Here is a 21,030-nt window from a genome sequence, read left to right on the forward strand (position 1 = left end):
TATTGAATACTGTCCCTTATTAGAAAAACTTGCTGCACAATCTTCTACAAATTGGTCTGCCAACAAGTCAAATAAACGGATATAGTGCTGTTTATCAACCCATTCGTCCAAACTTGTGAATAATATAACTTGATGGCGGTCTTGCCCGTTGAGATAATGCATTAATCTTCTGTATTTTCCTCAAAATACATACTTATAAACTATAGGTAAAACTTATTTTTACACAGCCTCTGCAACGCGTGCGAAATACTGGCTAGCGTTTAATACCCATTAGCAACCCAAATAAAGCTCGAGCGATCTAATTTGCATGATCTGATTCCAATGAAAATATGTCCTTATTTACTCCTTCGGCAATCTTCTCCTCCACGGTCGGCGAGACCGAATATTCACGATCCCGGTTCAACCGGGATCCAATTCGCCTTCAGTCATACCGCACTGGCCTGAATTGGCCAAGGTTCCTTACGTGAATATTGAATGAATAAGGATATGAAAGTATCTAGCCCTTGGTTAGTCTAACCCGATCTATCGAGAGCTATGAGGCCTACCATCAGAACCGAATAAGATGGTTAGTCCAGTTGAATTAAGAAAGCTGAATAATAGAAGAGCCCAAAAGAATTATCTTTTGGGCCCTCTGGAGTATATTAAAATGAATCTATCGTTTTGGACAGCTTTTACAGGCCTTGCCACGTTTATATTTTTTGCAGCATTTTTTAAAAGCACAACATCCGCCTAAATAAATATTTAAACCTTTTGCTAATTCAGGATCAGTTGGAATAGCTGAGCATGAAAAAATTTCTGTATCTAAAACCTTTATCTCTTGCATCTTATCTAAAAAGCTGGGCAAATATAAAGCAATATTTAGATTGAATACAAATAATATTTAGACAAATTTTAAATAAACTTAAAGGAAAAATTATTACCCACTGTTAAAACTTAAAAGCAAGATTAGTGCTGATAAATGATACATAAATGGTATTTTAGGACGCCAATTTAGATGTAATTAAACCATTGTGGTTTAATTGCTTAACCTAATAAATCAATAAACAATTCAATAATTTCTTATGAACAAAGTGGTTGCTAATGCTGATGAGGCAGTAAAAGACATAACCGATGGTGCTACCCTTATGGTGGGTGGTTTTGGGTTATGTGGTATTCCCGAAAATTCAATCGCAGCTTTGGTTAAAAAACAGGTTAAAAACCTTACATGTATCTCCAATAATGCGGGTGTTGATGATTTCGGTTTGGGTTTATTGCTTCAGCAAAAGCAGATAAAAAAAATGATTTCTTCCTACGTTGGTGAGAATGCAGAGTTTGAGCGTCAATTATTAAGTGGAGAGTTGGAAGTTGAGTTAATTCCTCAAGGAACATTGGCTACGCGTTGTATGGCAGCTGGATATGGTATGCCTGCTATTTTCACTCCTGCTGGTGTAGGTACAGAAGTGGCCATAGGTAAAGAGGTTCGCAACTTTAACGGTAAAGACTATTTGATGGAGTATGCCTTTGATGCAGATTTTGCCATTGTAAAAGCCTGGAAAGGTGATAAGCATGGTAATCTGATCTTCCGTTCTACCTCAAGGAACTTTAATCCACTAATGGCTATGGGTGGTAAAATCACCATTGCTGAAGTGGAAGAACTCGTTCAGCCGGGAGAGTTAGATCCTGATCAGATTCATACCCCTGGAATTTATGTTCATCGTATCTTCCAAGGGAAAGACTATGAAAAACGTATAGAACAACGAACAGTAAGAGCCAAAGGATAACCTTTTCAATTCCTACTTTTTACTTCGTACTTTTTACTTTAAATGACATGTTAGATAAAAACGGTATAGCTAAACGTATAGCAAAAGAATTAAAAGACGGTTATTATGTGAACCTCGGTATTGGTATTCCCACATTGGTGGCCAATTATATCCCTGAAGGTATTTCGGTAACCTTACAGTCAGAAAACGGATTGTTGGGTATGGGACCTTTTCCTTTTGAAGGTGAAGAAGACCCTGATCTAATTAACGCGGGTAAACAAACCATTACTACTTTGCCTGGAAGCTCAATTTTCGACTCTGCTCTTAGCTTTGGAATGATCAGAGCAGGTAAAGTTGATTTAACCATTCTTGGAGCCATGGAAGTGTCTGAGAATGGAGATATCGCAAATTGGAAAATCCCGGGAAAGATGGTGAAAGGAATGGGAGGGGCTATGGACCTGGTTGCTTCTGCAAAGAACATTATTGTAGCCATGCAGCATGTGAATAAGGCTGGTGAATCCAAACTCTTACCTTCGTGCACCTTACCACTTACTGGTACTAATTGCGTTAAAAAAATAGTGACTGAGCTTGGCGTTTTCGATGTGTTACCTGAAGGCGGTTTTAAACTGCTGGAGCGTGCTCCCGGAATAAGTGTTGAACAAATTAAGAACTCAACAGCAGGAAAACTGATTATTGAAGGAGATATTCCCGAAATGGTTTTATAGTCAACCTGAATAAAAAATCCCGATAGCTTAATGTTATCGGGATTTCTTATTAAATGGAGAACACGTTTACATGTTCTTTTTAATTCTTCGTTCCTCTACTGCACGCCTAAAGCCAATAAAGTCCAATTCTTGCACTTCATTGTTTTCAACAACTAAGTCAGCATTTTCTTTATGAGGTAATAAAAACTCATTATAAGCAGGTACAACATGATTTTCCCATTTATACATGATGTCTTCGTGCGAATACCCACGTTCTTCCTGATCCCTCTTTAATCGTCGTTTTAGTGCCAGTTCTTCATGCGCATCAATAAAAATACGCATATCTAAAAGGTTGTTAATGCCTTCGAAATGAAAGATAAACAAACCCTCAATTACAATAATTGGAGCAGGTTTACATTCCAACATTTTTGGAATTGCGTTAGGATTATTAAAAGTGTATTCTTTTTTAAAAACAGATTCCCCACTGATCAACTTAAAAACATCTTCCTGAAACTTTTCATTGTCAATGGTTCTTGGAAGATCAAAATTATAGAGCTTATTCTCCTCCGGACTCAAATTACCAACCGGAATGTAGTAATCGTCCTGAGAAACTATACAAACATCTTGCGGATCAAAATAATTGAGAATCGAACGCAAAAAATAGGTTTTTCCAGAACCACTCCCCCCGGCTACTCCAATTACAAAAGGTTTACTGGTCATTTCTATTATAAGGCATAAGATAAATCGATACGGAATTTCTGATCACGAACACCCAATAAATTAGCTGCTGATTTAGAAATCACGATCAATACGTTTTTAGTATCAGCACTTTCAGGGAAATTACCTACCACTTTTACGTAAACGCTTTTATTGCTCATTGGATTAGTGATTTTGATGATGGTACCAATAGGAGCGGAGCGATGCAGGGCAACACTTTTTGCCTGGTTCAAATCGTTATCGCTGATCCAGGTGGCCATACCACTTTCATGAACCTCACGACCTGAAACTTTAACTGGTGTGTTTGCCGTTGTTGCCTCCGCAGTAGATTCTGCAGTGTCAGTTTTAGGATCTTCTGTAGTTTCAGTTTTAACTGTAACAGGCTTAGGAACTACTTTCACTTCTTCCTGTTTTTCAATTTTAACAACCTGTTCAGCAGGTTTTGTAGCAGGAAGGGTAGCTGCTGGAATTGCGGCAGAAGCTTTGGTTCCAGGTATTATTTTTAATTTTTGGCCAATTTTAGCGCTATTATCCTTTAGGTTATTCCAGGTTAAAATGTCTTCTACCGAAACGTTATATTTTCTGGAAATAGAAAACATAGTTTCCCCTGTTACCACCGTGTGCTCAATGGCTTTACCTGTACTGGCAACGGCTGCGCTTGTTCCTTTCTTAAGGCTTAAATTCTTCTTATAAACCTTTAGTGTATCTCCAATTCTGATAGGCGCATTATCATTGAAAGTCATCAATTCCGATGGACTAACATGATATTTGCGGCTTATAGAATAGTAATTTTCCTTTGATTCGATGAGATGAAGAATTACCGGCTTTCCTTTATATTCACCAACTCCCAGTGAGTCAACAGTTGACGCTTTGGCGATAGCAACAATGCCTAAAAGCGATAACAATAATATTCCAAGTCTCTTCATAAATGTTAATAATAACGTGCCGCAATTATAAGAAATAAGACACAAATTCTGTTCGATTTTTTATGTACAATAAGTAGTTTTTGTAGACAAAAAACGTGTCAAAACCTTGTTTTTGTACATCAGAACGAAGTATATCTTCAAAAATCAGTTCATTCTCATTGTTGAAAACAAATATCTTGTTTGTAACTAATTGGTTTTCATTGATGTATAGCGAAAGTATCTTTTTATCAGCATACGCAGCACCTTCAATTATATCCGTAAAATCACCTGATTTAAGTGTGCTAGGAAGTTGGTCAGGACTAACAGGCTGTGGAACTTTTATCGCTGTAGTGAAATCCGTTTCCGCATTTGTAGTTTTAGCGGCTGCAATTTCGATTCCTGTAAATTTATCCACCGAAATAAACTTTCGGGGTTCAATACGAGTATGAAAAGCTTTGAATGAATTAGCCTGGGTTTGAGAAAAAGTAAGATTGTAATTTTCCCATAATTGCTTACCCGAGCGGGCATCATAGGCCAATACAGCACTGTGTTCGGGAGATGTATCGGCTACGTAAAGGTGTAACAAAAGTACTCCGTCTGAAATAGTCTCCATACCACAAAACCATGGCTCTTGAAGCTTTAAATTGTCAAATAAAACGTTACCGGATTTTAAGTCGATACAGGAAAATTGGGCACTTTTTGTTTTAGGCTCTCTGATTTCAATAGCAGCAATGTCGTTTTTTTCGTCTATTACTATTTTCCAAATCAGTCCATCAAATACTTTAGAAAAATGAGTATTTAAATTATCTTTAAGTAAGGTCATCTTTGTTTTTAGTAGAAAGCTAAGTTAAGAGAACCGTTTCAAAACTATGATAATTCGTATTTACTTTTTACTCATCCTTTTTTTCTTAATTAGTATCTCTTTATTAGCCCAAACACCGGGTAAGCAAAAAGTTTATCAGTTTAGAATCGGTGAGGAAATAGCGCCGGCTGCCTGGCGTAAAACCAAACAAGCTTATGCAGAAGCCGAGAAGTTAAATGCGAATCTTGTAGTTATCGATATGAATACCTATGGCGGCATGTTAGATATGGCCGATTCTATTAGAACTAAAATCCTCGAATCACCTATTAAAACAGTCGTTTTCATCAATAACAATGCTGCATCAGCGGGGGCATTAATAGCCATTGCTTGTGATAAAATTTACATGCGTAATGCAGCAAGTATTGGGGCAGCAAGTGTGGTAAATCAATCTGGTGAAATAATGCCCGAGAAATACCAGTCATATATGCGTTCATTAATGCGGGCAACAGCCGAAGCTAATGGTCGTGACCCTAAAATTGCTGAAGCCTTTGTTGATTCAAATACTATAATTGAAGGAGTTAAGACGAAAGGAACCGTATTAACTTTTACAACTTCTGAAGCTATTGAACATAAATATTGTGATGGCAAAGCCGAAAGTATTTATGAAGTACTTAAGCAAGAAAATGTTTCAGACTATCAAATTATCAAACAGCAACAGACTTGGGTTGATCATGTGATTGATTTTTTAACCAAGCCTGCTATAAGTGGCGTGTTGATCTTATTAATTATTGCAGGTATCTATTTTGAGTTGCAAGCTCCTGGAATTGGTTTTGCGTTAGGGGTTGCGGTGGTGGCAGCGTTATTGTTTTTCGCACCACTTTATTTGCAAGGTTTAGCTGCTAATTGGGAAATATTGCTTTTTGTAGTTGGAATTCTCCTTTTACTTGCCGAAATTCTAGTTATTCCCGGTTTTGGAGTTGCGGGAATTTTAGGAATCATCTTTATTATTTGCGGACTGACTTTCAGTTTAGTTGCCAATAATAGGTTCGATTTTAGTTTATCTGGAGGAAAACTCATGAGCTCATTTATAATTGTGATAGTTTCAATAATCGGCTCGATAATACTGGCATTAGTATTCGGTAAGAATTTGTTTAACAGCCGATTATTTCAACATGCTATTTTAAAAGATGAGCAAAAAGCTTCAGAAGGGTATATAAGCTCCATTCAAAAGATAAATTTAACAGGACAAACCGGAATTGCACTTACAGATTTGCGTCCGGCTGGTAAAATACTCATTGAAAACGACCGTTATGATGCACTTTCAGATGGAGAGTTCATTATAAAAGGCACAAAAGTTGTCGTAATAAAACACGAAACAATTTCTATTTTTGTAAGGAAAAGCACTTAATTATCATCTGCAATATTTCCTTTCTCATTTTTTAAGCTAAAACTATAAGTGTTTGTTTCTAAAATCAACTTTGATTGAACATGCATACATCCTCAGTAAAATTCAAAAAAGAAGGCAAAAACGATTTCTACCCAATACTTAAGCAACGAGTTAATAGTTATTTTGAACAGAATAACGTAAGTCGCTATGCTAATACCTCTTATTTTTTTAAGATTACTTTATTCATCACGCTGTTTTTCGGCACTTATTTTAATTTGATTTTTCGTGTTCACAGCATTTGGGGGATTTACCTTTCATATGTTACACTAGGTGTGTTGGTAGTACTCATTTTTTTAAATGTTGTGCATGATGCCGCACATGAGGCTGTTTTTAGGAATAAGAAGGCGAATAGGGTATTGGTCCATTTTCTGGAAGTCTTTGGAACTAATAATTATATATGGCGAATGCGTCATTTAGAATCACATCATATTTATCCGAATATGTTTGGGTATGATGTTGATATCAAACAATCGAATTTGGTACGTATAGCAGATAATAGCCCGTATATAAAATTTCATAAGTTTCAGCATTTATATATGCCTTTATTGTACTTCTCGTATACCTTAAACTGGACGCTTGTTCGCGACTTTCGGGATATTTTTGATAAAGAAATGGGACCTAAAAAAGATGTGAGTCATCCATTCTTTCAGGTTTTAGTACTTATTGGAGCTAAGTTGTTTTACTTTTTCTATATGCTGGTACTTCCTTCAATTCTTCTTCCGTGTAGTTTCTGGATAGTTTTGGGGGCTTTCTTAACAATGCATATTACTTCAAGTTTTTTAGCTTTAATGGCGCTGATTTCATCACATGTTGGCGAAAATGCCGTTTTTCCACAAGCGGACAATGAAGGGAAAATGGAACATACCTGGTCGGAACATCAATTATTGGTAACTGCCGATTTTGCACCAAATAGTAAGATAGTAACAGCGATGATGGGAGGATTTAACCTGCATGTTGCTCATCACCTTTTTCCTACTGTATCACATGTTCATTATCCAATGATCACCCAAATTGTAAGAGAAACAGCTGAAGAATTTGGAGTAAGCTACAGAAGTATGAGCTTAGGGGAGGCGATGCTATCACATTGGAAATTGCTCAAAAAAAATAGTTCTGTTGATGCCAGTACAATTTTGAATGAGGCGTAGCCCTCTGCTAATGTTAATATTGTAATAACAAAGAAGGTCCGATTATTCGGGCCTTCTTTGTTTTATCTTATTCGCATTGTTTTTTAATATTTTCAAATGATTTTTCCATGTTTCCCCCCATCATTTTGTCCATCATTAATCCCATGTATTTGTAAACCGGATTTTTACCTAGTTTGCCTTCATCTGTCCATGTTACCTTAGTTCCTTCGGCAACAGGCTCCATATCAATATTAGCCTGCAATGGATCGTCAAAACCTTCAAACTGAAGTAATATTTTAACATGCTTGTTTGGAACGCTTTCTGTAATGGTCATTGAACCATTCATTTTTTCACTAACCCAGCTTTGCTTCGCTCCAACACCATTACCAGGATCAGTAGTGGTATATTTTATATCCGGAAAATCATCGTCGAAAGAATTCCATGTTAACCAATGATTCAAGTCATTAAACTCGCTATATACCTTTTCTACGGGAGCTTTAATCACGGTTGTTCTCGAAACAGTATACTCCGAGGCTAAAAAGAAAGAGATAATAACCAATAAAATAATGATGGAAACGAGTCCAACCAGCAGATTTTTTAAAACTTTCATAATTGTAAATAAGTGGGTTTTTTTAATAAAGATATAAAAAGAACCTTACAGTTATTATTTATGCTTTATTCTTCAACCACAGCACCGCCTTTGTACAGTTGTTTCTGATATTTTAACGATGGAGAAGAAATAAATTGACCAAGGCCTAACTTATCCCAAATTTTATCAATATGCTCAATGGTTTCAGTGGTTGAAGCCAGAATATTTGGCCAATCACGTTCAAAGCCATCCAATTCTTTGGTTTTACGTGTTCCATCTAAACCGATATGTGATATTTGCGAATTATCAGCTGCTTTAATAACGAAACCATCTCTTCGAGGGTCAACATTATTTGAGAAACGCCAAACTGCATCAGCCACGTCAGAAATATCTATCGTATGCTCTAAATAAATGGCCACTTTCACATTTTTTAATAAGCCCGATTCGAACAATTGTTTGTTTAGTTCCTCGATATGCCCTTTTCTAGTTTTTTCAACAGAAATGAACACCAATGAAACACCAAGTTTAAGCATTACATCATTTACTGCTTTAACTTCAGGGAACTTAGTTTGAATCTCGGAAACTTGAATAGTTAAATCAGCAACTTTACTTAGCCCTGCTAAGGTTGTACTTCTAACTTCTTCCTCCAATTTTCGGGTTGCATCAATGCCCATTTTTCCTCCAAAAGCCATTTTAGAGCAAGAATGGTCAAGCACATCCATTGGCCCTTGTGAAAAAATGATATCATTTTGAGGGTCCACATTTTCAGAGATGTATTTTGCCACGGCTACATTATCATGAATGTTTACATCGCCATCAACTACAATGATCATTTTGGTAAACATCATTTGTCCGGCTCCCCACATCGAGTTCATTACTTTTAATGCCTGTCCGGGGTAATCTTTTTTGATTTTAACAATTACCAAGTTATGGAAAACGCCTTCCATTGGTAAAACCATATCGACAATCTCAGGCACCATGGTCATTTTAATAGGACCTAAAAAGATGCGCTCTGTCGCTTTACCGATCCATGCATCCTCTTGCGGTGGAATCCCAACAATAGTTGCAGGGTAAACGGCATTTTTACGGTGCGTAATAGCAGTAATATGGAATTTAGGATACCAATCGGCCAATGAATAATAACCTGTATGATCACCAAAAGGACCTTCCCAGATATAATCTTCCTCCGGGTCTACATAGCCTTCAATAATGATATCGGCATCTGCAGGTACTTGTACATCCTGTGTTAAGCACTGAACCAGTTCCACTTTCTTTTTACGTAAAAATCCGGCTAGCATGTACTCATCGATACCATCTGGCAATGGGGCAGTAGCTGCATAAGTATAAACAGGATCGCCACCCAGTGCAACAGCCACAGGCATTTTTTGTCCCAGCTTTTTATATTCATTGAAATGGCGGGCCGATACTTTATGTTTATGCCAATGTAATGCGGTTAACTGCGGACCGAATATCTGCATACGGTACATACCTACATTTCTGATCCCTGTCAATGGATCTTTGGTATGAATTACTGGGAGTGTGATAAAAGGACCTCCGTCTTCAGGCCAGCATTTTAACACCGGAAACTTGGTAATATCTGGATTGGCCATTACTACTTCCTGACACTCACCTTTACCTGAAATAACTTTAGGCATCCAAGAAGCAATTTGACCAAGCTTTGGCAACATCTTTAGTTTATCCAGCAAGCCTTCTTTAGGACCAGTAAGGGTTTTAAATAAGGTTTCAATTTCAGCTGTAATTTCATCCATGTGGGTAACGCCCAATGCCATGCACATCCGCTCATAATTTCCCATCGAATTAATCAATAGAGGAAAATCATAGCCTGTATTTTCGAATAACAAAGCGGGGCCGTACACTTTAGAAACGCGGTCAGTAATTTCAGTGATCTCTAATTCCGGATTCACATATTCTTTAATTCTAACCAGTTGATTATTTTTTTCAAGGGTTTCGATGAAGTGCTGAAGGTTTTTATAAGCCATTTCTCAAATAATTATTGAGCGTACAGGGATGAATACGCCTTAATGTATGGTCAAAAATAACAAAGGTTACGTCAAAAAAACGTAACCTTTGTCATTTCATTCAAAAACTATTTTTTAGAATCGGGTCCCAACTGTGAGAACAACCGAATTGTTGCTTTGTTTGATATTGACCACTGGCTCCGAGAAATCATCCAATAAATAAGGCCGATAAGTGGTTTTATAAGATGAATTAACATAGACTGCATCAATATAAAAGTTGTTGACTCTGTAACCTAAACCACCTGTATAGTAATTGCGTTTACCATCGTTCTCTGATCTTTCAGAAAATGGATTGCCGTTTTGGGCAAATCCTGCACGAACACTCAACTGATCAAACTTAACCTCACCGCCAATGTGCAGGTTAACTGTAGATCGGTAAAATTCTTTGATATCCGATTTAAAATTTTGGTCAGTATCGAAATCAGATGATTTGAATTTCATGGTTGAATAATCGACAAACTCAACATCTGCAGTAATAAACGCTTGCTTACCGATAAAATAAGATGCTCCCAGGTTGTATTTGAAAGGAGTGGTTAACTTATATTCGAAAAAGGAGGTACTTGGAGAAGTTGGCTCGTAGTAGGTTCCGTTTTTTGTGGTAGAATTCAGATCATAGCTATAATCTTCTTTCATATTCCATGAAGTTGGGAAATTAATGGAACCCCCAATTCTAAACTGATCAACAGGACGATAAATTGCCCCAATTTTGCCCGAGAAAGCATTTCCTTTAACGGATTGTGTTTGTATCTGATTTAGCATTACTACACTGGTAGAAGGGCTCTGGAAAATGCTGTTTATGCCATTTTCTTTGAAGAAACTTTCAACATCGTAGTTTTGATTTGAAAAAGTAAGAGCTCCACCAATATAAAGCTTGTTTCCGTAATTTGCGCTAACAACAATATTGGTTTCCGACTGCCCCCCTTTATAGTTATTTTGAATCAGTTGATCTACATTTCCGGTAGAAATTGGTACATATAAAATTTTTCCGGTATTAGGGTCAACAGCGTCTTCATCGATCAAATAATTATCATAGGCAAAACCCAAGTCATCCGGAAGGTTTTCGTTCGGTACGCCTATGTTACTTGCTCTTTGAGAAAAAGATTGAGTAATGGAATTACCTGCATTTCTACCGCCGAAATTATAATCAGCATAAAAATCATTGGTACGGTTATAACCAATCCCTAATGTTACCCCAACCCACTCATTACTTACTTCGTTTACTTTACTCCTGTTAACATATACCGGTAAGGCCAAACTCAAGTTCGACAGTTTAAAACTACTGGCATTAGCTGTTTGTTTCGAAGAAGTCAGATAGTTTGCATTAGCATCATTACTATTAAACTGAAGGCTCATGGCAATGTCACATTTGCGGAACATTCCAACACCTGCCGGGTTTCCACTCAAGGACCCTAAATCGCCGCCCAAAGAAGTTTGTGCTCCTCCAATGGATAAGTAGCGAGCGGTTCCTCCTAATGTTTGTTGTGAGAATTTTAATCCATCTTCAGCATATTGAGCTTTAAGTAGGGTAGGAAAAGCTAAAAGCGGAAGCAGAAGAGTTAATTTATTGAATTTCATCTTGGTCTTAAAAGTTATTTCGTCTTAATGTATTGTTACTCACCTCTGTTTATTGGGCAAAAAAATACTGCACAATCAATTTACAAGAGTGTAGAATGAGTATGCAGTATGTTGTAATTATAAACTAGTTTCTTCCACGTGGGCGAGGACTGCTGCTGCTACTACCTCCACTACTTCTGCTTTCACCACCTGAACTTCTGCTACCTTCGGTTGAACGAGGTGCTACATAGGTAGGACGGCTTTCACGAGTAGTAGAACCTCCATCACTTGATCGTTCACGTGGTCTGGCTTCGCTTCGTGGTGCTTGGTTGCTAGAACCTGAATTAGAATTATCAGGACGCCACGCCGGACGAGTGCTGGTTGAACCAACTTCATTTACTCTAGGGCTACTTGGTATAAAGGCATCAGTGCCTCCACGATAAGCTCTCGGACGATTTATGTTACTTCCTCCTGTTGCTGTTCTCGGGCCGTAATTATTATAAACTTTTGCAGGTGAAACGTTATATACATAGTAACCAGGATAATAACCTCCCGAATACCATGGCTGATTATAATAATAACCTAAATAGTTGTTGTAATAATAAGGAGAATAGCCGTATCCATAACCATAAGATGGATAAACCCAGCCAAATGACATTGAAAAATAAGTAGATGGCATTCCATAATAAAATGGTCGGTTCATATAGTAAGAACTTCCATAGTATGGTGAACCCCATTGTGCTCCTACACCAAATGACCACGAATTATAAGGGCTGTAGTAGCTGTACGGATTGTAATAGTCATCGAAATAAGCATCGTTTCCACTAGGATAATAAAACTTATTTATTCGGTTAGCGTAGTAATAATCCGGATCGTTAGGATCATAATAGCGGGTAAGCGGCCCCTGTTCTTCAGTAGGTACACTATTTTGTGCTTGAGAATTACTTGAATAGATTGGTTTTTCTGAAAGTTTTACATCAGTAAAATAAAGATCGTTATCTACCGACTCTTTTGAAGGGGTATTTTGAGCCATCTTTGATGATGAACATGAGCTCATCATGATTGTTGACATAATTGCAAGGGTGAGAAACCGTTTCATGGCTAAATTATTAGTTTCTAAAAATAATCATTCAATACTTAGATGACAAATTTCTATTTTTGGTTGCTCAAAAACTAAAAATTAACACAGTATTTACAAAGTATTAGATTACATTTTTTAATAAAGGTTTAAACATTATATGGCAAAAGATCTCACAAGTAGAGAAAATGATTATTCGCAGTGGTATAACGAATTGGTAACTAAAGCCGATTTAGCCGAACATTCGTCTGTTCGTGGCTGTATGGTTATTAAACCCTACGGTTATTCAATTTGGGAAAAAATGCAAGCGGTATTGGATAAAAAATTTAAAGATACCGGTCACAGTAACGCTTATTTCCCTTTGTTTATACCCAAGTCATTTTTATCAAAAGAGGCCGCTCACGTAGAGGGTTTTGCTAAAGAATGTGCTGTAGTAACGCATTATCGATTAAAGACAGATCCGGAAACAGGTGGAGTTGTGGTTGATCCGGATGCAAAATTGGAAGAAGAACTTATTGTTCGTCCTACTTCTGAAACCATTATCTGGAATACTTATAAAGGCTGGATCCAGTCGTACCGCGACCTTCCAATTTTGGTTAACCAGTGGGCTAATGTGGTGCGTTGGGAAATGCGTACCCGTTTATTTTTGCGTACCGCTGAGTTTTTATGGCAAGAGGGACATACAGCTCATGCAACTGCTGATGAGGCGATTGCTGAAACAGAACAAATGCTGGATGTTTACGCTGATTTTGTTGAGAACTGGATGGCTTTACCAGTTGTAAAGGGTAGAAAAACTCCAAACGAACGTTTTGCCGGCGCTCTTGATACATATTGTATTGAGGCATTAATGCAAGATGGTAAGGCTTTACAAGCAGGTACCTCGCATTTCTTAGGACAAAACTTCGCCAAAGCTTTCGATGTTAAGTTTACCGGTAAAGATGGCAAGTTGGATTATGTTTGGGCTACTTCATGGGGCGTTTCAACTCGATTGATGGGGGCATTAGTTATGGCTCATTCGGATGATGATGGTTTGGTCCTTCCTCCAATGTTAGCTCCGATTCAGGTGGTTGTAGTTCCTATTTATAAAAGTGATGAAGAGGCTGAGAAGATAACTGAAGTGGTTAATAAGCTTAAGAAAGATCTGGAAGCTAAAGGAATTTCTGTAAAATATGATAATCGTGATACCCAACGTCCGGGCTTTAAATTTGCTGAATGGGAATTGAAAGGTGTTCCCGTTCGTATTGCTATTGGGGCACGTGACCTGGAGAATCAAACTGTTGAAGTTGCGCGTCGTGATACCAAGGAGAAAATGGTATTACAAATGAATGATCTTGCTAATAAGGTAGAACATTTGTTAGAAGAAATTCAGAATAATATTTACCAGAAAGCAAAAGCATTCAGAGCGGATAACATTACAAAGGTTGATACCTACGAAGAATTCAAACAAGTGCTTGCTAATAAAGGTGGTTTTGTTTCAGCGCATTGGGATGGATCGCCTGAAACTGAACAAAAAATAAAGGACGAAACCAAAGCAACCATTCGTTGTATTCCTTTGGATAATCCATTAGAAGAAGGTAAATGTATATTAACTGGTAATCCTTCAACACAAAGAGTATTATTTGCTATTGCGTATTAATAGTCTTATAAAGAAATTGCAAAGGCGGCTTTCTTAACAGGAAGTCGCTTTTCTTTTTTATAAAAAATGCAAAATAAAACCGCTACAACCTTTTAGCTGTAGCGGTTAATGTTAGAGTAATATGTGGTGGTTTAATTATTGGCGTTTATGGAAAAATCTGATTAAATGTTATTTTTTATTTGATGGTAAAAAGATACATGCTTATTGGTAAAATTGTATGCCATATTGAAAAAACTGACTAATTTGTAGTTAAAATGATGATTGATTGAAGGTTCAATTTGGCTCTTGATATGAAGCATACTTTTATCGACAACTTTGGCATTAGGTTTAAATGATTATTGGTTAGGAATTAAAACAATAATCCAATTTTTGATCGATCATTAAAACAACAAACGCCATCCTATGCAAGGATAGCGTTTGTTGTTTTAATAGCTTTTAGCGGCTTGCTTAATCTAATATTTCTTCTTCAGTAATAAGTTGATTTCTTAAGGCATAAACAACCACACCGGCAGTATTTTTTACATTCATTTTCTCCAGAATACGCATGCGGTAGCCTTCAACAGTACGCTTGCTTAAAAATACTTTATCGGCAATTTCCTGGGCGGTTAGTTGTTTGCAAATAAGCTTTATAATATCCAGTTCACGGTCGTTAAACTCAATTTGAGGTTGTTTTGCAGATTGTTTATTTTTTGCCAGCATTTTTACCAATTTCATTGAAGCAGCCTCGCAAAAATAGTTGCCATCGTCATAAACCGTTTTTACAGCTTCAATGATTTCGTTCTTATGTGCATTTTTTAAGAGATATCCTTTGGCACCGGCTTCAAACATTTCCGCAATCAAATTATCCTCATCAAACATGGAGAGAGCAATGATTTTGACATTTGGAAACTTTTCCTGAATTGACTTAGTTGCTTCAATGCCATCCATACCCGGCATTTTTATGTCGGTTAACACCACATCAGGGTGATGAATATTAATTTTATTGATCAGATCAATGCCATTAACGGCCTGATCAACCAAATTGAAATCTTTCTCTTTCTTTAACACAAGACTTAATCCGTCACGAAAGATCTCATGATCATCAGCTATAATGATTTTTATTTCCTGTTCATGCATTTGTAGATAGTATAAATTAAACGGAACTAAAATTAGCTATTTTCCTTTTGATTTATTGGAATTTCGAATATGAAAGCCACACCCTTATAAGGTTCGCTTTTATGAAAAAGATGTCCGCCTAAAACTTCAACTCTGCTTTCCATGTTTTTCAAACCTAAGCCACCGGCACTGCTTACATCTTTATTCTTCATGGCTTCGAAATCGAAGCCCTTGCCATTATCACTTGTTTGCAGAATAAGTTGTTTGCTTTCTTTATTAAGTTTTATAACTAATTGTGTTGCGCCAGAGTGTTTAATTGTATTATTGATTATTTCCTGTATGATTCGGAAAATATTGATTTCGGTTTCCTTTTCAATTCCAAGATCAGGCGTATCACAACTGTAATTTATTTTAATATTATTCTGATTGTCAGATTTGGAGACAAATTCCTCAATAGCTGCATGTAATCCTTTTCTCACAAGTGTATTAGGCATAAGGTTATTTGATATCTGTCTGATATTCTGCATAATATCGTCAATGTAATTTCCCGCTTTTTGAACTATTTCGGCATCCTCTTTAATTACATCCAAGCTATTTATATACAATTTTACGGAGGAGATAAGCGGTCCAATTCCGTCATGTAGTTCAGAAGCAACACGTTTTCGTTCATTTTCTAGCGTGTTGATCTCTGCATTTATACGTTCTTTTTGGAGGGCAATAAAACGACGCTGATAAAGGATAAGAGAAACAATAAAATAAATAATGATGATGCTAAATAGTACAATTGCTATTATTATTGCCAGGTAGAGTTCTTTTTCTTTAGGATCCATAGAAACGCTAAAAACACAGTAAGATGCTTTGTTTTAGCGAAATTATTAAATATATCTAATTCCAGATAACCGATGTATAAAAATTACAATCGTCCAATTATGGCTTCGGCAAATAAAAGATCTTCTGGATAAGTGATCTTAATGTTCTTGTAGTCTCCGTCGGTAAGTAAAATTTTTACACCCATATGTTCAATCACACTGGCATCATCAGTAAACTCCTCCTTATAATCCTGTTCATAGGCTTTCAAAAGGATTTCAGAACTAAAGCATTGTGGAGTTTGTACCAGGTAGTAATACTCTCTGTTAAGGGCTATAGAAGCGTTATTCTCCACTTTACGTATCGAATCACGACATTTTACAGCAGGTATAGCATTACCATGTTGTTGTGCATAATGGAATAGGTCGACAATAAATTGATGGCTGATTAAAGGTCGTACTGCATCATGTATGGCCACAACACTTGGTGTATTTACAAGTGTTAAACCGTTTTTAACGGATTCGAAACGTGTTTTGCCTCCTGAAACTAACGTATGTGGTGTGGTAAATTTATGTTCTTCACAAAGCTTTTTCCAATGATCATGATAATCGGGATGCATTACCAGGATAATTTTAGGAACGAGGGGCCATTGATAAAACGCTTTAATGCTATGCATTAAAATAGGTAACCCTTTAAGCTCAAGAAATTGTTTAGGAATTTGCGCACCCATGCGCGATCCGGTACCTCCGGCAACGATAATGGCGTAGTACGTCATGCGAAAAATTAAGGGTCAAGAATTACGAGCAGATGATTGTTCGTAATTCTTGACCCGAAATCTAGTAATTATATAATTAACATTGCATCACCGTAGCTATAGAATTGGTATTTTTCTTTAACAGCTACTTCGTATGCGTTCATTATGTGTTCATAACCGCCAAATGCCGCCACCATCATTAATAAGGTTGATTCAGGTGTGTGGAAGTTGGTAATCATACAGTTGGCAATGCTGAAATCGTAAGGAGGGAAGATGAATTTGCTTGTCCACTCATTTGCTGCTTTAAGTGTTCTGCCCGCAGAAACCGCTGATTCGATTGCACGCATTGATGTTGTTCCAACAGCACATATTCTTCTTTTTTGCTCCAAAGCACGGTTCACAATATCAGCATCATTTTGCTCAATAATAAAATGTTCTGAATCCATTTTGTGTTTGGTCAAATCTTCCACTTCAACCGGACGGAAAGTTCCTAAACCAACGTGTAATGTAACTTCGGCAAAATCAACACCTTTTAGTTCGAGGCGTTTTAACAACTCACGACTAAAGTGTAAACCCGCGGTAGGAGCAGCAACTGCACCTTCGTTTTTAGCAAATACAGTTTGGTAACGCTCTTTATCCTCGGCGGTTGCTTTACGCTTGATATACTTAGGAAGTGGGGTTTCACCTAAAATTTCAATGGCTTCACGGAACTCCTCATCAGTACCATCGAATAAGAAACGGATCGTACGACCACGTGAGGTGGTGTTGTCAACAACTTCAGCAACTAACAAGTCGTTATCACCAAAATATAATTTGTTTCCAACACGGATTTTACGAGCAGGATCAACTAACACATCCCACAAGCGCATTTCTCTGTTTAACTCACGTAATAAAAATACTTCGATTTGAGCACCTGTTTTTTCCTTGTTACCGTACATACGTGCAGGAAATACTTTGGTGTTATTCAGAATCATTACATCCTTATCATCAAAATAATCCAGAACGTCTTTAAAGATTTTGTGCTCTATCTTTCCCGAATCTTTATGCAACACCATTAATCGCGCCTCATCACGGGTTTCAGAAGGTTTGTGGGCAACTAATGATTCAGGTAAATGGAAACTAAATTGAGATAATTTCATGTTATAATGATTGTTTTCTAATGAATATAGATTTTCGTAAAATGTGGCAAAGATAGCAAAAAAGTGATACATTTTGGAGCGATAAAAGAACACGCTTTTAAGTAGTTGTTAAGGCTTGTTTTATCATAAATTTTACAATAGAGTAAGTACAACCAATCGTTATTTAATTAGATTTGATGAATGATCTATCTGCGTTTAATTAAAGAAAGCTTTGCCTTTGCTTTTGAAGCACTGAGGACAAACAAACTTCGTACCTTTCTTTCGCTATTGGGTATTACCATTGGTATTTTAACTATCATTTCCATTTTAACAGCTGTTGACGCGCTTAAACGAAATGTAAGAGCCAGTGTTGATAAATTGGGCAGTAATACCTTAGTTATTGAAAAATGGCCGATGTTGTTTCAGGATGACTATCCATGGTGGAAGTTTATTAACCGTAAACCCGTTGATGAAAAGGATTACATCGCCCTAATGCCAAGAGTTAATACTGTAGAGGCGGCTGCTTTTTATACTGTTACAGGTGGTAAAACTATTAAGTATAAAAGTAATACGGCAGAAGGCGCTTATATGTTGGGAGTAACCTATGATATGGATAAGGTTTACACCCTTGATATTGAACAAGGACGGTACTTCACTCAAAACGAAGCCAACAGTGGTAAAGCTTTAGCAATAATAGGTCACGGTATTGCCGAAGGAATATTTAAAGGAGAAGAACCGATTGGTAAAACCATTAAAATAGGTGCCATGAAAGCACAGGTTATTGGTGTGCTAAAGAAGGAGGGTACTTCTATTTTGAATTTTACCGAAGACGATAATTGTGTTTACATTCCACTGAATTTTGCCAAAAGCATTATTAATCCTAAAGATGAGCGGAATGACCCGCGCATAATGCTAAAAGGCAAGGCCGGCATTCCGAATGAAGAAGTAGAGGCTGAACTGAAGAGTTTAATGCGTTCTATCCGCAGATTAAGTCCACAACAGGAAGATGATTTTGCAGTTAATAAGATAACTGTATTAGCTAATCAGATAGATGGTTTATTTGCTGTAATGAATATGGCTGGATGGGTAATTGGAGGATTTTCTATTCTTGTAGGTGGTTTCGGTATTGCAAACATCATGTTCGTATCGGTAAAGGAACGTACCCACATTATTGGTATTCAAAAATCGTTAGGAGCAAAAAATTTCTTTATCCTGCTACAGTTTTTGGTGGAAGCAATTGCATTATGTTTAGTTGGTGGTTTTATTGGAATGGCGTTTGTGTTTTTGCTAAGCATAGCGGCTACCAGCCTCATTGGGTTCGACTTTAGTGTTAACGTTGGAAATATAATGGTTGGAGTGGGAATTTCTCTGGTTATAGGAACCTTGGCTGGATTTATTCCTGCATTTACAGCTTCACGATTAGATCCGGTAGAAGCCATTCGCTCTAAATAATTTTATAACTACATAGTTGTGGCTTTGAACTGAAACAGATTTGTTCGGTTCAAAGCCTTTTTTATTGTTTCATAAATTATTAGACTCTTTGAATTGGCTAGGTTTTTTAATTGTTAGAATAGACCTTAAACAAAAAACGCCATCCGTTTTGGATAGCGTTTTTTAGGTTATAGTGACTTTTATTGCACTTGATCAAGAAATCCTGAGATACGTTTCATCGCTTCAATCAATTTAGCCTCTGAAGCTGCATAAGAGAAACGGATAGAGTTTGGATCTCCAAATGATTCACCACTTACGGTTGATACATGTGCTTCGCTCAATAATAGAATGCTTAAATCATCTGCGTTTTTAATTACCTGTCCCTTGTATGATTTTCCGAAGAAAGAGCTTACATCAGGGAAGAAATAGAAAGCGCCATCCGGAAGATTGGCTTTTACTCCTTTCATCTCTTTTAACAAGTTATAAACTATGTCACGACGTTTACGGAAGGCTTCACGCATTTCGTAAGTAGGAGTCATGTCAGAAGTTAAAGCTGTTAATGCAGCACGTTGAGCAATTGAACAAGTGCCTGAAGTAACCTGACCTTGTAATTTATCGCAAGCAGCAGCAATAGCTTTTGGAGCAGCCATGTATCCCAAACGCCAGCCAGTCATTGCAAAGCCTTTTGAAAAACCATTAATGATGATCACACGGTCTTTTACGCTTTCAAAAGAAGCAATACTCGCGTGTTGCGAACCAAAATTGATATGCTCATAAATCTCATCTGAAAGGATGTAGATCTGTGGATATTTCTCAAATACTTTTACTAATTCAGCCAATTCATCCTTGCTATATACTGCACCTGTTGGGTTAGAAGGAGAGGAGAACATGAATAGTTTTGCTTTAGGGGTAATAGCCGCCTCTAATTGCGCTGGGGTAATTTTGAAATCACTCTCAATGGTAGCAGGGATAAATACGCTTTTACCTTCGGCCATTTTAACCATTTCTGAGTAAGAAACCCAATATGGAGTTGGGATAATTACTTCATCTCCAGGGTTGATCAATGCTAAAATAGCGTTTGATAACGACTGTTTAGCACCAGTAGAAACTACGATCTGATCCGCAGCAAAATCTAAATCATTTTCACGCTTTAACTTAGCAGAAATTGCCTGACGCAGATCTAAATAGCCTGCAACAGGAGTATAATAGGTATAACCCTGATCTAATGCATTTTTTGCCGCATCGCAAATATGCTTAGGCGTGGTAAAATCAGGCTCTCCTAAACTTAAATTAATAACATCAACACCTTGTGAAGCCAGTTCACGTGATTTTTTCGACATCAATAGCGTAGCCGATTCTTCAAGTCGGTTTATACGGTCTGCCAGTTGTATACTCATCTTAAATTATGCTTAGTTTGCAAATATATATAAAATTATTAATCGTTGGTTGTGCAAATTTTAATTTATCAATCAGTTAATTGTTTTAATTTTA

At 37.1% G+C, this 21,030-nt stretch carries 18 protein-coding genes; 6 read left to right on the forward strand and 12 right to left on the reverse strand.

From position 1 onward, the window contains the following. Positions 1–1,061: 1,061 nt before the first annotated feature. Together NF867_RS18110 and NF867_RS18115 are read left to right on the forward strand one after the other, a co-directional pair. Positions 1,062–1,760 carry a CoA transferase subunit A gene (locus NF867_RS18110; RefSeq protein WP_252589814.1) on the forward strand — a complete coding sequence of 233 codons (699 nt, stop codon included), beginning with the start codon at positions 1,062–1,064 and terminating at the stop codon, positions 1,758–1,760. 47 nt (positions 1,761–1,807) lie between these two features. After that, complete coding sequence (locus NF867_RS18115) at positions 1,808–2,464, forward strand: CoA transferase subunit B (RefSeq protein ID WP_252589815.1); 657 nt, start codon at positions 1,808–1,810, stop codon at positions 2,462–2,464. Between the two features lie 66 nt (positions 2,465–2,530). On the opposite strand, the gene NF867_RS18120 is transcribed toward NF867_RS18115, so the two are convergent. From NF867_RS18120 to NF867_RS18130, 3 genes are read right to left on the reverse strand one after another with little or no spacing between them, the layout of a single operon-like run. Further along, positions 2,531–3,163, reverse strand: a complete 633-nt coding sequence (locus NF867_RS18120) for a uridine kinase family protein (protein ID WP_252589816.1) — start codon at positions 3,161–3,163, stop codon at positions 2,531–2,533. A 5-nt stretch (positions 3,164–3,168) separates the two neighbouring features. Then, positions 3,169–4,086, reverse strand: a complete 918-nt coding sequence (locus NF867_RS18125) for a LysM peptidoglycan-binding domain-containing protein (protein WP_252589817.1) — start codon at positions 4,084–4,086, stop codon at positions 3,169–3,171. Between the two features lie 25 nt (positions 4,087–4,111). Continuing rightward, positions 4,112–4,888: a DUF4905 domain-containing protein gene (locus NF867_RS18130; protein ID WP_252589818.1), complete on the reverse strand. Its 777-nt coding sequence runs from the start codon at positions 4,886–4,888 to the stop codon at positions 4,112–4,114. A 46-nt stretch (positions 4,889–4,934) separates the two neighbouring features. Here NF867_RS18130 and NF867_RS18135 point away from each other — a divergent pair, with 46 nt between their 5' ends. Both NF867_RS18135 and NF867_RS18140 read left to right on the forward strand, forming a co-directional pair. Further along, positions 4,935–6,275 (forward strand): NfeD family protein, encoded by a 1,341-nt coding sequence (locus NF867_RS18135; protein ID WP_252589819.1) that lies wholly within the window; start codon positions 4,935–4,937, stop codon positions 6,273–6,275. An 80-nt stretch (positions 6,276–6,355) separates the two neighbouring features. Beyond that, positions 6,356–7,459 (forward strand): fatty acid desaturase family protein, encoded by a 1,104-nt coding sequence (locus NF867_RS18140; RefSeq protein WP_252589820.1) that lies wholly within the window; start codon positions 6,356–6,358, stop codon positions 7,457–7,459. 67 nt (positions 7,460–7,526) lie between these two features. Here the strand turns inward: NF867_RS18140 and NF867_RS18145 are convergent, their stop codons facing one another. The 4 genes from NF867_RS18145 to NF867_RS18160 all read right to left on the reverse strand — a co-directional run bounded on the left by NF867_RS18145 (position 7,527) and on the right by NF867_RS18160 (position 12,719). Continuing rightward, the gene (locus tag NF867_RS18145) at positions 7,527–8,048 is read right to left on the reverse strand and encodes an SRPBCC family protein (RefSeq protein WP_252589821.1); all 522 of its coding nucleotides are present in this window, start codon (positions 8,046–8,048) and stop codon (positions 7,527–7,529) included. Positions 8,049–8,113: 65 nt separating this feature from the next. Further along, entirely contained in the window at positions 8,114–10,027 is a 1,914-nt protein-coding gene (locus NF867_RS18150; protein WP_252589822.1) for a menaquinone biosynthesis decarboxylase, read from the reverse strand. Between the two features lie 114 nt (positions 10,028–10,141). Further along, complete coding sequence (locus NF867_RS18155; protein ID WP_252589823.1) at positions 10,142–11,641, reverse strand: OmpP1/FadL family transporter; 1,500 nt, start codon at positions 11,639–11,641, stop codon at positions 10,142–10,144. Positions 11,642–11,765: 124 nt separating this feature from the next. Further along, a complete protein-coding gene (locus NF867_RS18160) occupies positions 11,766–12,719 on the reverse strand; it encodes a hypothetical protein (RefSeq protein WP_252589824.1) in 954 nt (317 codons plus the stop codon). Between the two features lie 139 nt (positions 12,720–12,858). On the opposite strand from NF867_RS18160, the gene proS reads away from it, so the two are divergent. Beyond that, a complete protein-coding gene (proS, locus tag NF867_RS18165; protein ID WP_252589825.1) occupies positions 12,859–14,334 on the forward strand; it encodes a proline--tRNA ligase in 1,476 nt (491 codons plus the stop codon). Between the two features lie 447 nt (positions 14,335–14,781). Here proS and NF867_RS18170 read toward each other — a convergent pair whose 3' ends face one another. The 4 genes from NF867_RS18170 to queA all read right to left on the reverse strand — a co-directional run bounded on the left by NF867_RS18170 (position 14,782) and on the right by queA (position 18,129). Then, positions 14,782–15,450: a response regulator transcription factor gene (locus NF867_RS18170; RefSeq protein ID WP_252589826.1), complete on the reverse strand. Its 669-nt coding sequence runs from the start codon at positions 15,448–15,450 to the stop codon at positions 14,782–14,784. A gap of 32 nt (positions 15,451–15,482) precedes the next feature. Beyond that, positions 15,483–16,259 carry a sensor histidine kinase gene (locus NF867_RS18175; RefSeq protein WP_252589827.1) on the reverse strand — a complete coding sequence of 259 codons (777 nt, stop codon included), beginning with the start codon at positions 16,257–16,259 and terminating at the stop codon, positions 15,483–15,485. Positions 16,260–16,342: 83 nt separating this feature from the next. Then, positions 16,343–17,011 (reverse strand): 2-C-methyl-D-erythritol 4-phosphate cytidylyltransferase, encoded by a 669-nt coding sequence (locus tag NF867_RS18180; RefSeq protein WP_252589828.1) that lies wholly within the window; start codon positions 17,009–17,011, stop codon positions 16,343–16,345. 68 nt (positions 17,012–17,079) lie between these two features. Then, positions 17,080–18,129 (reverse strand): tRNA preQ1(34) S-adenosylmethionine ribosyltransferase-isomerase QueA, encoded by a 1,050-nt coding sequence (queA, locus tag NF867_RS18185; protein WP_252589829.1) that lies wholly within the window; start codon positions 18,127–18,129, stop codon positions 17,080–17,082. Between the two features lie 180 nt (positions 18,130–18,309). On the opposite strand from queA, the gene NF867_RS18190 reads away from it, so the two are divergent. Further along, entirely contained in the window at positions 18,310–19,560 is a 1,251-nt protein-coding gene (locus tag NF867_RS18190; RefSeq protein WP_252589831.1) for an ABC transporter permease, read from the forward strand. Positions 19,561–19,739: 179 nt separating this feature from the next. On the opposite strand, the gene NF867_RS18195 is transcribed toward NF867_RS18190, so the two are convergent. Continuing rightward, positions 19,740–20,936 (reverse strand): pyridoxal phosphate-dependent aminotransferase, encoded by a 1,197-nt coding sequence (locus NF867_RS18195; protein ID WP_252589832.1) that lies wholly within the window; start codon positions 20,934–20,936, stop codon positions 19,740–19,742. Between the last annotated feature and the right edge of the window lie 94 nt (positions 20,937–21,030).

This window comes from Solitalea agri (genome assembly GCF_023914155.1).
GTDB lineage: Bacteria > Bacteroidota > Bacteroidia > Sphingobacteriales > Sphingobacteriaceae > Solitalea > Solitalea agri.